The organism is Succinivibrio sp. (assembly GCF_045124615.1).
Lineage (GTDB): Bacteria > Pseudomonadota > Gammaproteobacteria > Enterobacterales > Succinivibrionaceae > Succinivibrio > Succinivibrio faecicola.
In genome coordinates this window covers 1-13995 of record NZ_JBGVMC010000113.1, presented here as the reverse complement: position 1 = coordinate 13995, position 13995 = coordinate 1, and the positions used below count along the sequence as shown (strand labels likewise).

The following is a 13995-nucleotide window of genomic DNA, read 5'->3' as shown; positions in this document are numbered from 1 at the left end:
CGATCCATGGAGACATCCTGAGAAAGCTCTTGAAAGACGTGATGTTGTTCTATCTGTCTTAAAAAAGCGTAATATCATCACACAGACAGCATATGAGCAGTACAGTGCAAGACCATTAGGTGTAATCAAGCGTGGTTCAATGAACTACTCGAAGACCCCTGCATTTATGGGTGTTCTTAAAAAAGAAATTGCATCAAAAAAGGAATTCGGCCCTGACTTTTTGTCTGGTAACGGTATCAAGATTTTTACAAGTCTTGATCCTCAAAGTCAGAAAGCAGCAGAAAATGCTGTTGAAAAAGAGCTTAGTGCAATTGAAAGAGAAACAGGACGCAAAGGCCTTGAGGCTGCTATGGTAGTAAGCTCCTGGAGAACTGCTGAGGTGTCAGCTGTTGTAGGAAGCAGAACTCCACAGTATGCCGGTTTTAACAGAGTTTTAGAAGGTCGTCGTCAGGTAGGCTCCATTATAAAGCCATTTGTATATCTGACTGCATTCCATAACGGAATTCATTTAGGTACTATGGTAAATGATGTACCTATTTCAATAAGACTTTCAAACGGAAAACTCTGGCAGCCTAAGAACGATGATAAACAGACTCACGGTCTGATACCTACATATGTTGCCATGGCTCGTTCCATGAATATTCCAACAGTTAAAATCGGTATGAGAGTAGGCCTTAACAATGTTCGTCAGACTCTTATGAATGTTGGTTTAGAAGATAACAGAATTCCAAACTATCCGTCACTGTTCTTAGGAACCATAGAACTGACACCATTTGAGGTTGCTCAGATTTATTCTTCCCTTGCAACAGATGGTGCATATAAGGATCTGACTACATTAAGAACAGTTGTTAAAGATGGAAAGGTTGTTTATGAAAGATCTAATTCAAGACTTGAAACAACTATTGATCCTAGAGATTCTTATCTGACACTTTATGTTATGATGCAGGCAACTAAGATTGGTACTGGCAGAAGAATCGGAAGACTCTTCCCTAATGTGAATATTGCAACAAAGACAGGTACCACTAATGACAATCGTGATTCATGGACTGTAGGTATTGATTCAGATCAGGTTGTTGCAACCTGGGTTGGTTTTGATGATAACAAGTCAACAGGTCTTTTCGGTGCTTCAGGTGCAATGCGTGTATATGGCAGATTCCTAACAGAGCGCGGTGTAAATTCACTTGAACTTAATAAACCTGATGGTATCAAGTTTGTTAACTTCAATCAGGAGGGTAATATCGTATCAGATGAGTGTCTTATCCCAAATCTCAATTATCTTCCTGCAAGAATAGATAAGATCCGTTATGTGAAAACAGACTGTGCATTCTCAGTAGGATCTGAGTATACACCGGTTCCGTTTTCACCTTTGTCTAACTGATGAAATCTGATATTTTTCAGAATCTTGGTAAAGAGTTTGTAAAAGAAAAATAAAATTGCAGAACTTACAGTGATGATAAGTTCTGCGAATTATATCTTGCTTAACTTTGCATTTTTTATTAAGCGTTGGTATTAACAGCAGTGCTACCATCAGGTCTTTTATAGGTATCTGGTGTCTTACCTTGAAGTATATAGCTAAAAGAAAGAATTACAGCGATGATTTCAAAAAGCTCTTTTGGTACGTCTTCGCCTTCTTTGAGATTTTTAAGCTGATTTAAAAGAGCAGGATCTTTATGAACATATATTCCAAGCTCTTTTGCCATTTCAATGATAGCCTGAGCCTTACTTTCATATCCAAGAGAGCTTACAAATGGTGATGGTCTTTCCTTGCCATAGGAAATGGCAACAGCCGCTGTAGCTGATTCATATGTCTTTTTAAATGACATCTCCTCATCAGTTACATTTATTTTATTTTCATTGTCGTTACTGCTGTTTTGTTCCATACAATCTCCTAGGCATCAACGCTGAATGTTTCATTGAGTTTTCTGCCATTGTCAGTTGCACTAAATGAGTTCTCCTGACTGTTATTCATATGTATAGTACCAAGTCTTGTGCTTACAGAGCGGGTAGTGATACCAATATCCTGCAGTGTTTTCTGAAGCTTTGGCAACTCACTTTGAACTCTTTCAAGTCCCTGCATGTTTTCTGCAATAACTGCAATCTTGATTTCAGGCATCTTTGCAACAGCTTTGATTTCAACGGCACCAACATCTTTTAAATCGAATACGAAATTAAGATGCCATGCTTTCTTTCCGTCCTCTTCAACGACAGGATAAGCATTGAAACCACCTTCTTTTCCTCCATCATAATTAGGAGGAAGAGGTACATATTGGAACATAACAGGAAGATTGTCCCTGTTAGGATTCTGCATTCTGCTAATCTGCTCAAATGTCTTGTCGATAAGTGAACTTACAGTATGCTTGCTTTCTTCTTTTAACAGCTTTTCAGCATCCTTTGAAAGTTCATGATCAAAATCAGCAGCATCATCCTCAAGATCAACAGTTTTCTTCAAGAAAGAATCAACTGATTTACCAAGCTGACTGAATCTGATTGCAAGAAGCATAAATGCCCACTGATGCAATGCAAGAGCCTGTGTTGAAGATGGTGACATTGGTCCTTGAGTGAAGTTTAACCAGTTTGATACAGAAGGCAGATCGTTTACAGGATCTGATAACTTATCTAAAAGATTCTTTGCTTCATCCCTTAATTTCTGTGGTAGAGCAGTATTAGACAGCTGAATTTTTAATGCATTAGTAAAATAATCTAAAGGAGAACCTTTTGGATAATTACTGTTTAAAGTTACTGTCATATTCTCAGGATTTACAGCACTGTCAGTATGAACTTCAACCTTATTAGCTTTCTTTGATGAGAATAAGGATGAAAGTTTTGACAGAAGTGAAGATTTCTCTTTTACTTCATCAACTTTCTCTACTACGCTCTGTTCAGGAATAGGCTCTTCGTTTCCCTGAGTAATAGCAGCAGCTCCTGCAGTTTTTTCAGGTGCTGCACTTATTTTCAGCTCTTCACCGATACTATCAGTCTTTTTAGCTGTTATATGAGAAAACTCACTATCAGAACCGTTTTTAACATCAGATGGAACAACACTATCTTCAAGTTCATTTGAAGGTACAGTTCCAAGAAGCATTTTGGTGCTGAACTCTGTAATTCTGCTACTGTTTCTTGAATCAACAAAGGCGGTACTATCAGCAGATCTGTTTTTTGCATCAGGTTGCTGAATATTTGTGTTTTCAGATTTTACAGCTTCATCTAAAGCAGAGTTGTTTGCATTTTCAGGTACCTTTTCAGGAGTACTTGAAATGCTGTTGTTCTTTACTGCATTTTCAGCAACTGTTTTTTGAGATTGTGCTGTTTGTGTTGAGCTATTTGTAGTAAATGGTTTATCTGCTGTAAATATTGAAGGCTTTTTTAAGCTTGCATATTCAAGATCACCTTGCTGATCTGTGCTTTTGTACAGTTCAAAAGGCGGATCCTGATCTGTATTTTGTGTTGTGGTCTTTGCATCTGAAACGGATGCATTAAATTCTGGCATGTTTTTTAAGTTGAAGCTGTTATGTTTACCTTCAATCTTAGAAAATGCAGATTCATCAATAGTGGTAGTTGTATTGTTAAATGGGTTTACAACACGCATTGATGTATTGTTATTGTCAAAGAAATTTTCTTCTGTATATGAAACAGGAGAATTGTTCTCAAAAGTATTGTTTACAGGGATCTTGTTATCTGCCTGAACAGCTGCATCAGTTGCACTCTTAGTTTTTTCCATTTGAGTGTTCTGCTGTACATGTATCTTTGCTGATTCATTTGTAACATCATCAGCAGTATCCTGTGTATCAACAGGAGGCTGAGTATTAGATGTCTGTTCACTCTTTGCTGCTGAATTTTGAACCTGTTTTTTTATAGTTGCTAAATCTTCATTGCCATCTTGAACTGTGCTGTCAGCTGAAGCTGCATTATTATTCTGTACTGTATTTGCAGTTTGAGTCTGCTGCTTTATCTGTTCATTATCAAAAGATGCAGTATATAAAGACTGCAGTCTGTTCAATGAATCAGTATTAGCCTTTACTGTTTGTGCAGTATCAGTTTTGTTATCTACAGCACCAATCAGTCTAGCTGTCAAATTATCAATACTGATATTCTGATTTACAGAAGGCTCATTATCATCATGAACGATTGTTGTTTTTTCGTTTATCTGATTTTCTTTTAAAGGTTCTGTACTGTCATCAGGTGTATTATCACTAGCAGCAATTTTCTCTTTTTCATTGGCATTGCTGTCTTTTTTAACACTCTGAGTCTCATCTGCATCCTTTAGCTCTTCATTTACATCAGCTTCAATCTGTGAATTTGATTTTTCATTCTGTACAGACTTTTGCTGATTTTCAGTTATATCAGCATCTGTTAAATCATCAGTTACTTTAGTATCTGAAGCTTTATTTAAAAGCTCCTCATGCTCTGAAAACTCTTTAGTCTTCTGCATAATCTCTGATTGAACAGCATCAGAGTGAAGAGATTCAGACAGAGTAGATGGCGACAGAGTTCTTGCTGCAGCATTCAGACTTGTTTTGGCATAGTCTGATACTTTTGTGTCATGACTGTATTCAGATGTATCCTTGGTATCTTCAATATTTTTTATCTGATACACAGAATCTAGCTGATTCTTTGCAGATGCTAGCATCTGATCTTTTACAGTCTGCTTGAATGCTTCTTTAACCTGTTCTTTTGTATCCTGAAGTTCAGATATAAAAGTATTTTTTAGTTCTTTTAGTACATTTGTATCAATATTCTCGCTACCTTTTGTAGCTAACTGTTCTTGTACATTTTTCTGAATTTCTAATACAGCCTGACGGGTTTCCTTAAAGGAGTTGTTGCTCTCATCAATCTTTGACTGCATTGCAGCTTTAAGTTCATTAATAGCCTGCTGAGTTGCACCCTTTATCTGTGATGTTTCGCTTAAAGCCTGTTTTACAGCAAGACTTGTAGATTCTTTTACAAGATCGTTGTTTTTTGCAATCTGTTCAAGTAGTGATGATTTAAGCTCGCTTACAGCTTCTGTAGCAGCTTCTTTAGCACTGTTCTTTGTCTGCTCAAGAGATAATTTTATTGTTTCTGCAATAGCTTCTTTTACAGCCTGTCTTGCTAGTTCCTTGATATCGTCAGCACTCAGAGCATTAACAGAATTATCAATAGCAGGTTTTGCACTTACAGTCTGTGTCTTTTCAGCAATCTCAATCTGTTTTGTTTCTTGAATAGGAGTTACTTTAGGTGCAGGATCTGGCAGTTTGCCTTCATTTACAATACGCTGTCTTTCTTCTCTGAACTGAGCCTGAAGCTTTGCAGCTCTTGCAGATAATTCAGATAAAGACAGTTTTGATGCATCAACACTGCTATCTTCAGCACGGCTTATATTCTGTGTCTGAGCCTTTGCAGTTTCAGTATCTTTTACGCTTTGAGCTACTGATTGTGTATTACTCTGAGCATCTTTTGATGGGGGGATCAGATTGCCTCTTCTAGCACTCTGAGCAGCCTTCATGATAAGTTCACGAATTCGCTTTGAGGTATCTTTTGAAATCTCATCAGGAACTTCTGTTTCGTTTTCTTTTGAAGAAGCACTTTCCTTATTTTTCTTAAAGATATCAAGATAGGTTGAATCCTCTGGGAATTCATCAAGAGCCTGTCTTAGATATCTAGTCATTATTTGAGGCTTGGTGCTTCCTGGTACAATCTTATTAATAGTCTGTACCTTATCAAGCTTTTCAAGAATTTCAGGCTGATTGCTCTTTACGTAGGCAATGGATGCATTTAAAGCTTCAGATGTAGCCTGATTCTGTCTTAAAGACAGTTTTTCTTCAGGTAAATAAACATCTCTTATGGCAAGGTCACGCTGAAGACCTGCTCCCATGTTCTGAGAATCTGTAAGATTTACAACGCTCTGGCAGATGAATTTTGATAGATTCTTTCCTGCAGCAGTACCCTCTGATAAAGGTTGTGGTAGTTTTTTAAGATCTGTTTCAAGTACAGAGCTTGCATCTTTAGAGCGAACTAATGTCTTTGATGTGGATAAAGCCTGTGCTACTTTTTCTTGTAATTCAGGATCTCTGTTTATTACAGCAACAGTAAGCTTTCTGTAATGGCCTATCTGTGCACTGTCTGCATCATAAGGTGCATTTTCTATGGAATTTTGATCAGTGATGTAACCATTTAATGAGCCTTGCAGCTGAGTAAAAGTTCTTGCATGGCTTTCTGTTAGAAGACCTTTGTGTCTTGAAATGATGCTTAAATAATTAGAAGTTGCGTTTATATTAACGCTAGCTCCTTTCTGACCCTCATCACTCCTGTTAGAATCTGTATTTGAGACAGCATTGCTTGCTGCCTGTGATTTTAAATCTACTTCTAAACTATCCATTTGAGACATTATAAAAAGTTACACTCACTATTACTCTTATTCTATCAGAGATATCAGTGTTTAAGATATTTAAAACTTCACGTTTTTAATGATTTACTGCTAAATTTTAAAGCTCTGTTCGTAAAAAGTGTTGACAAAATACCATTATTGTAGAGGCTTCGTGTACAAGTGTGTATAAAAGCACAAGCCTCTGAATAATCTATATGCCGTAAAATGAGTGGCTTACTCTGTATTAACTTAATGTATTTACAAACAGCTGAACACTGTAATAGATCTGACAGTAGGTGAAGCATTAAATACAGCTGCAATTCTTATAAGTTCTTTTTGTGGAAGAATGTTTCCATAATCACGTGTCTTAATCTGCTCTATGGCTTCATTAAGTTTTGTCTTAACATCAGACTCATTGTCTGCGTATTTGAACTCAAAGATGATCCTTTTATCTTTTAGTTCTAAGCTAAGGTCAGCTCTTCCTTTGGAGGTATGATTCTCAATTGTTGTTGGTATGCCAACAGCAGTTAAATAGATATTTAGGTAATTTACTAAGGCTGACTCATTTATAACAGGATAGTTATCATAGGTAATACAGTTTAGAACTGCGTTGAATCTTTCAATGATGTTATCATAACTGCCATTATTGAACAGCTCTTTTACATCCATTGAAAGAGCCATAATTGTGTTTGAGTCAAAGAACTTAGATTTTAAGAGCTTTGCTAGTGACTTTCTGACTTCAAAATTTGGTATAGCAAGATAAACACCAAATGCACCATCTGTTAAGGATGAACGCAAAGTCAGATATCCTGTCTGACACATGAGAACATTCTGATCTATATCAAGTAATGATGTTGGATTAGAATATAGTTCAATTGGTACAGTGACTACCTTGTTTTTATCAAGATAATCTACAGCATTTAGTTCATGAGACTTTAAATAGTTTGCAAGAATTGATGGTATGCCACCATTGTCATACCAGTAGTCACCAAACACTACATCCTCTGTTGCTATGACTTTTTGAAAGAAACTGTTGACTGACCAGGTTGAGAATACTTTTTTTACTCCTCTTTCATCAAAACAGTAGCCATCATAATTGTAGGCCAGTTTATCTAGCATATCTTCTATCTGAGTATCCGTTACTTTATCTACAGATACCTTATTCTCATATGATGCAGCAAGTTTAAGATAATCTATATAGAAGTTCTTTATCTCATTTCTTGTAAAGCCAATAAGCTGTGAGTACTCAGAGTAATTTGAAATGTCTTTGATATCAGAGCCAACTGAAAAGATAGTGGTGTCTTTTAGTCTTGTAACTCCTGTTACCGCAAGGAATTTGATTGCTGCCTGATCTTTAAGACTTCCGTAGATGTTTCTAAGTGCCGTTCTGAATTTTTCGTAAAGTTCTTTATTATTGATGTTGGCTGTCAGCTGACAGTCATATTCATCAATCAGAATTACAATCTGTTTATTCTGTTTTCTAAGTTCTGATAACAGACTGTTAAGGCATGAGTCAGGATCTGCAGATTCAATATAGTTCACTACACCAATGTATTTTGCAAATACAGATATTTGAGATACTAATTTATTGTTAAAACTCTCAAGTGATTCAGTTCCTAAAGTTAAGAAACTGAGTTTTAAAACAGGATAGGTAGGCTCAGTCCATTTGTCATAAATCCAGGTATCTTTAAAATATGGATCAACACCTTTTTCAAACAGTGTGCCTATAGTATCTAAAGTTAAGGATTTACCAAATCTGCGAGGACGGGAGATGAAAATCTTATCCTGTGTCTTTAAAAGATTATAGATAGTCTCAGTTTTATCTATATAGATCCTGTCATTCTCATAAAAATTTATAAATGAGCCTGAATTGCTTATGGTTTTCATCTTAAATCTCCTATCATACCTGTATTATAACTGATCTAACAGTTGAACGTTTTCTGAATTTTAGGACAAACTTCAGATAAAAGATAAGTTCAATGACAAGCATTGACTGCTCAACGGCTACAGGAGCTGTGCTCCGAATTTTAAAAGAATTATTGGTATATATCAGAATCATGTCAAATTACGTATTTTCTTTGAAGATTTTCCTGATTTGTATTATCGATCTGAGTGTATGCGTGCAATTACATGATAGAATTAAGCAAATAGAAAGGATTTAACACTATGAATATTAAGATTTTTGCTCTGGTTGCAGGAGCTTTTGTTTTTACTCAGAGTGCATTAGCTTCTCATTCTTCTTACTCACCTATGTCTCCAAGAGTTTTGTCTGTAAAGGCAAGCCATAGTGATTACAGTTATGGTCTTAGCGTGCTTCCTGGAAACAGTATTGACTCATTTGAGAAGTTCAATAGAGATCTTCCATGGAAAACCAATTATGAGATTCTTGACAGATATATGTTAAGACCTGTTGCTCATGGATATAGAAAACTGCCTTCATTTGCAAGAAGCGGTATACATAATTTCTTTTCAAATATTTCAGATCTTGTAAGTGCACCAAACAATCTAATGTTAGGTGAATTTTCTGATTCATCAAAATCATTTGCAAGATTCTCAATAAACTCAACCATAGGCGTTTTAGGTCTTTTTGATGTTGCAAAGCACATGGGACTTGAAGAGAAGAAGATGTCCTTTGATACAGTAATGGGCAGAGCTGGAATTGATCAGGGTGCATATCTTATGGTTCCTGGTTTAGGCCCTAAAACTGAAAGAAGTTTACATGCATCAGGTGTTGATAACTGGCCATATTATTTTATAGATCCTGTTGCAGGCTTTGCACTTGCTGCTGTAGATATGGTTGATGCTAGAGCCTCACTCATTGAATATGAGGAGATGGTTGATAAGTCTGTTGATCCATATGCAACAACACGTTCTACCTATCTTATGTATGCACAGGGTAAGGTTGACCCTAATGCAGCAGTTGAAAACAAGAAAGATGAAAACGTTGAAAATTATCTAGACGAGATTGATGAATAATGAGCATTAAAGAGCTTGAACAAACAAGAGAGCAGATTGACGAAATTGATGCAAAACTTGTATCTCTTTTAAAACAAAGACTCGACCTTGTAGCTAAGGCTACAGAAATTAAAAAAGATACAGATTATCCTGCCTTTGATAAAAGTCGTGAAAGTTATGTGCTTCAAAGAGGTGAATCTCTTGCAAAGGAGAGCTCTGTTCCTGAAGGTCTTGTAACAGATATTCTAAGAAGAGTTCTAAGAGAAAGTTACAGACTGAATTCAAATACTACATTTTCATATCCAAGAACACTTAAAACACCTGGCGATGTTGTTATTGTCGGTGGTAACGGTGGCATGGGCAGAATTTTTGCAACCTATTTTGAAAACTCTGGTTATAAGGTTTTTTCATTTGGCCACAGAGGCTGGGACAAGGCTCCTGAATATCTGAAGACAGCAAAAATTGTTATTGTCTCTGTACCTATTGATATTACTGTTGATGTAATAAAACAGTTATCGCCTCTTTTACGCGAAGATCAGATCCTTTGCGATTTTACATCTGTTAAAGGTCCTATTGTTGATGCGATGATGAAATATCACAAAGGCCCTGTTCTTGGATTGCATCCAATGTTCGGACCTGATGTCAAGAGCCTTATAAAACAGGTTGTTGTAACTGTCCCTCAAAGAGATGAGAGTGCATCAGAGTTTTTAGTAGAACAGCTAAGACTCTGGGGAGCTCAGATATGCAAATGTACTGCTTTAGAGCATGATAGAGCAATGAGTATTATTCAGGCTCTTCGTCATTTCTCAACTTTCAGTTATGGAAATTTCTTAAAGACAATTTCTCCAGATTTAAACAAGCTTATAGCTTTATCTTCCCCAATCTACCGTCTCGAGTTAATGATGGTTGGTCGTCTGTTTGCTCAGGATCCTAGATTGTATTCAGATATCATAATGTCTTCAGAAGATAATTTAAGACTGATTGAAGCCTTTGTTGAATCTTTAAGGCAGGATCTTGAGTATGTAAAAAACAGAGATTATGAAGGTTTTACAAAAGCATTTTTGAATGTGCGTGAGTATTTTTCTGATTTTGCTCAACTTGCCTTTAAGGAGAGTGGTTCAATTCTTGCTAAGCTGCAGGATGAAAGAAGCTGATGAAAAAATTCATAAAATATCTTACTGCTTTTCTGTTTTTTGTACTTGTTCTTTGTATATCTTGTGCAACAGTTGCAAGCTATATGTTTGACAATAAAATAAACCAGGCACTAAAAAAGTTTAATGACAAACAGAATAAGCTTGAGCTGTTTTATGAATCAAAGGCACATACAGTTTTTTCAAAAAACGGACTTTTATTTGTAAATGTCAGGAAAACACCTTTAGGTCCTGTTAAGCTTTGTTTTGATCTTAATCTTGATTTCTCGCTTCATGGTGTAAGTGCGCAGTTTAACTCTGTAAGCCATAAGGGAAATCTTGATGAAATTCTTAAAGCCTATAATATTCCGTCCTTAAAGATTGCAGGATCTGCAGCTTTTGATCCTGTTGCTCTCAAAGGCTCTTTTGATGTAAAAGTGGATGGTTTTGACTATCCTCTTTCAGAAGGTGTCTGTTCTGTCGGCTCACAAAAACTGTATGCAAAAAATTCTTCCTTAAATTCAGTCAATGTTATCTATGAAACAGATGGTATAAAGTGCAAATCATCTAAACTGTACAATGCACGTCCAGCATACATAGCCTTACTTGAAGATCTGAAAGTATCTCAGATGGTAAATATAGACAGAAAATCAAAACAGTTTTCATTAGATGCTACAAAAATTGATATTAAAAAATTACTTTTAGATTCATCAACACTTTATCTTATAGGCTTTGAACCTGAGGATACAGTAAAGGATAAATCAATTAGGGACAGAATTGACCTAAGTAACGTTTCATTGAAGACAAAGCTTTTAAATAAGAGTTCTGGCAATTATTCACTTTTTATTGATCTTAATAATTCACTTAGTTTTGCATTCCCTTACATGAAAGAGAATAAAGTCGTTAAAGGATATGACTTTAATGATATGCATACATCATTTGAATTCGGTCAGTTTAACTTAAAAAAGCTAGAACAGATTTTAAAGTTTGGTGAATATAATGAACTTCCTTTGGCATTTAGCAATCCAATAGAAATGTATGTTAAGGATTATTCATTTTCATTAAATGGTGCAAAAGCCCGTACCTCAGGTTTTATGAAGGTATTCTTCAGTAATGATATGTCGCTAAAGGATGCTTATCTTGATTTTTATATTGAGAGTGAGAAAAAGCTCATAGATGAATATCTTTCAAAAGAGTATCTCTCATCCTTTAATATAATGCTTAACAATTCACTTATTTCAAGAAATAACGATTTTTATAAAACACACTTTGTATTTAAGGATAAAAAAGTAACTTTCAATGATAGAGAAATGGATTTCTCATCTGATGAAACACAAAATGATGACGAAATTCTTACTGATGAAAGTTATCTTGATGAAAATATCCAAAGTGAGATTCAGTAAAGGAAAAAGATTATGCGTATAGCTTTATTTTTAGGAATGCAGCTTGCTGTTGTGCTGTTAGTTGGTATTGTAAGTTCTGTTTTAATGAACCTGTTTTCAGTTCATATTGACAGCATGAGTTATTACTCACTTTTATTTTTGTGCATGATCATGGGAACTGTCGGCTCTGTAATTTCTCTTTTCATGTCAAAGATGATGTGTAAAACAGCCTACAAGGTAAAGTGCATTACTAATCCTGAGAATTCACAAGAAGCTTTTTTATTAAATACTATTAGTGCACTGTGCGCAAAAGAAGGTATAAAAATGCCAGAGGTTGGCATTTATCCATCTGCAGATCCAAATGCTTTTGCAACTGGAGCAACAAAGGACAGTGCTCTTATTGCAGTTTCTACCGGATTATTAAATTCAATGAGTGAAACTGAAATCAAAGGTGTACTTGGCCATGAGATAGGTCATATAAGAAACGGTGATATGGTGACCATGGCTCTGTTGCAGGGTGTATTAAATACCTTTGTATATTTCTTTTCATTTATCGTATCTCAGATTATCGTATCTGCAATGCAGAAAAACTCAGATTCAAGAAATTCTTTTGCAAGAGGAGCATCTTTCTATCTAATTAATTCTCTGATGCAGATGGTGTTCGGTCTTATTGCAACTATGATCCTTATGTGGTTTTCAAGATACAGAGAATACAAAGCGGACGCATTCTCTGCAGATCTGTCTGGCAAGATGTGCATGATCAGCGCACTTGAAGCACTCAAAAGAGGAATTCAGCCAGAGAAAAAAGAAGAACAGTCCTATATGCAGGCTCTTTGCATTAATGGTGTATCAACAGTGTCTGAATTATTCATGTCACATCCACCACTTGATAAGAGAATAGCTGCACTCAAGGAAATATAAGGAGAAAGTATGGAAGCAAAACATAAAGGTCCTGTAATTGTTGCTGAATTGTCGGGCAATCATAATGGCTCAATTGATAGAGCAATTGAGCTTATGGAATTGGCTCATGACTCAGGTGCAGATGCGGTAAAAATTCAGACCTATACAGAGGATAGTCTTACTCTTGATTCTGACAGACCAGAGTTTCAGCTAAAAGGTGGTCTCTGGGGAGGTCAAAGCTATTATGAGCTTTATAAGAAGGCAAAAACACCTCGTGAGTGGATGAAACCACTATTTGCTCATGCAAAAGCTCATGGTATTTTGCTGTTCTCATCTCCATTTGCAAAAGAGGACGTAGATTGTCTTGAGCAAGCAGGTTGTCCTATTTACAAGATTGCATCATATGAGCTTAATGACACTGGCCTTATAGACTATGTTGCCTCAAAGGGAAAGCCAATGGTGATGTCCACAGGCCTTGCAAATGAAGAAGAAATAGATAGAGCAGTTAAGATTGTAAGATCAAGAGGTATAAGTGATCTGACATTACTTCACTGTGAAAGCAGATATCCAGCTATTCCTGAGCTTTTCAATCTAAATTCAATTCCATATCTAAAGGAAAGATACAACTGTAAAGCAGGATTATCAAATCATGCTTTAGGTGATGAACTTGATATTGCTGCAACAGCAATAGGCGCAGATATGATTGAAAAGCATTTTACTGATGACAGAGCTAAAGGTGGTGTTGACTGTGCTTTTTCAATGGATGTTTCTGATTTAAAGAAACTAGTTGAGGACTGTACTAATGTATCTTTAGCACTTGGAGTAAAAGAGATTCATCTACATGATGAAGATATAGCTGCAAGAGGTGGAAGACGTTCAATCTATCTTGTAAAAGAGATAAAAAAAGGTGAAATCCTGACAGATAAGATGGTTAAATCTGTAAGACCTGCTTTAGGATTAGAGCCTTATCAACTTGAACAGGTATTAGGAAAAAAGGCAAAAGTTGATTTACCATCAGGTATACCTTTAAGATCTGAGAATTTTGAGTAGAGTTTTTTTACTTCTAAAGTTCTTATTTAATCATTGTTGATTTGATTCAATCCTAAACTCCGTCACCCCTAGTATCTAACAGGGGTGATTTTCCTCACAAATTCCCTAAATATAAATTTTTCCCCACTGATTTTTAAGGATTTTTCTTTTCAAAAATTCATTTTGGGTGTATCATAGTCCATAATATATACTAATGGACTATATCATGATTGAATCTAAAAATATTAAGTGGAAT

Annotated in this window: 9 protein-coding genes; 6 read left to right on the top strand and 3 right to left on the bottom strand. The window is 35.8% G+C overall.

What is annotated here, in order from left to right; genetic code table 11:
• Positions 1-1378 (top strand): penicillin-binding transpeptidase domain-containing protein (locus ACJML3_RS03200; RefSeq protein ID WP_406020556.1); only part of this gene is annotated, 1378 nt, incomplete at its 5' end.
• 118 nt (positions 1379-1496) lie between these two features.
• Here the strand turns inward: ACJML3_RS03200 and ACJML3_RS03195 are convergent.
• The 3 genes from ACJML3_RS03195 to ACJML3_RS03185 all read right to left on the bottom strand — a co-directional run bounded on the left by ACJML3_RS03195 (position 1497) and on the right by ACJML3_RS03185 (position 8230).
• On the bottom strand, positions 1497-1880 hold the full coding sequence (locus ACJML3_RS03195; protein ID WP_288135673.1) for an EscU/YscU/HrcU family type III secretion system export apparatus switch protein: 384 nt from the start codon (positions 1878-1880) through the stop codon (positions 1497-1499).
• Between the two features lie 8 nt (positions 1881-1888).
• The gene (locus ACJML3_RS03190; RefSeq protein ID WP_406020554.1) at positions 1889-6355 is read right to left on the bottom strand and encodes a hypothetical protein; all 4467 of its coding nucleotides are present in this window, start codon (positions 6353-6355) and stop codon (positions 1889-1891) included.
• 246 nt (positions 6356-6601) lie between these two features.
• Positions 6602-8230: an AAA family ATPase gene (locus ACJML3_RS03185; RefSeq protein ID WP_406020552.1), complete on the bottom strand. Its 1629-nt coding sequence runs from the start codon at positions 8228-8230 to the stop codon at positions 6602-6604.
• A 279-nt stretch (positions 8231-8509) separates the two neighbouring features.
• Between ACJML3_RS03185 and ACJML3_RS03180 the strand changes: the two genes are divergently transcribed.
• From ACJML3_RS03180 to pseI, 5 genes are read left to right on the top strand one after another with little or no spacing between them, the layout of a single operon-like run.
• Entirely contained in the window at positions 8510-9319 is an 810-nt protein-coding gene (locus tag ACJML3_RS03180; RefSeq protein ID WP_406020550.1) for a VacJ family lipoprotein, read from the top strand.
• On the top strand, positions 9319-10452 hold the full coding sequence (gene tyrA / locus ACJML3_RS03175; RefSeq protein ID WP_406020548.1) for a bifunctional chorismate mutase/prephenate dehydrogenase: 1134 nt from the start codon (positions 9319-9321) through the stop codon (positions 10450-10452). Before ACJML3_RS03180 ends, tyrA begins: the two co-directional genes overlap by 1 nt.
• On the top strand, positions 10452-11831 hold the full coding sequence (locus tag ACJML3_RS03170) for a hypothetical protein (RefSeq protein ID WP_406020546.1): 1380 nt from the start codon (positions 10452-10454) through the stop codon (positions 11829-11831). The genes tyrA and ACJML3_RS03170 overlap by 1 nt, the downstream gene beginning before the upstream one ends.
• Before the next feature lie 12 nt (positions 11832-11843).
• Positions 11844-12731 carry a protease HtpX gene (htpX, locus tag ACJML3_RS03165; RefSeq protein WP_219936970.1) on the top strand — a complete coding sequence of 296 codons (888 nt, stop codon included), beginning with the start codon at positions 11844-11846 and terminating at the stop codon, positions 12729-12731.
• 9 nt (positions 12732-12740) lie between these two features.
• On the top strand, positions 12741-13760 hold the full coding sequence (gene pseI / locus ACJML3_RS03160) for a pseudaminic acid synthase (RefSeq protein WP_406020543.1): 1020 nt from the start codon (positions 12741-12743) through the stop codon (positions 13758-13760).
• Positions 13761-13995 lie beyond the last annotated feature (235 nt).

Coding starts and splice junctions, on each gene's coding strand:
- ACJML3_RS03195 (WP_288135673.1), bottom strand. CDS start 1,880: ATGGAACAAAACAGCAGTAACGACAATGAAAATAAAATAAATGTAACT.
- ACJML3_RS03190 (WP_406020554.1), bottom strand. CDS start 6,355: ATGGATAGTTTAGAAGTAGATTTAAAATCACAGGCAGCAAGCAATGCT.
- ACJML3_RS03185 (WP_406020552.1), bottom strand. CDS start 8,230: ATGAAAACCATAAGCAATTCAGGCTCATTTATAAATTTTTATGAGAAT.
- ACJML3_RS03180 (WP_406020550.1), top strand. CDS start 8,510: ATGAATATTAAGATTTTTGCTCTGGTTGCAGGAGCTTTTGTTTTTACT.
- tyrA (WP_406020548.1), top strand. CDS start 9,319: ATGAGCATTAAAGAGCTTGAACAAACAAGAGAGCAGATTGACGAAATT.
- ACJML3_RS03170 (WP_406020546.1), top strand. CDS start 10,452: ATGAAAAAATTCATAAAATATCTTACTGCTTTTCTGTTTTTTGTACTT.
- htpX (WP_219936970.1), top strand. CDS start 11,844: ATGCGTATAGCTTTATTTTTAGGAATGCAGCTTGCTGTTGTGCTGTTA.
- pseI (WP_406020543.1), top strand. CDS start 12,741: ATGGAAGCAAAACATAAAGGTCCTGTAATTGTTGCTGAATTGTCGGGC.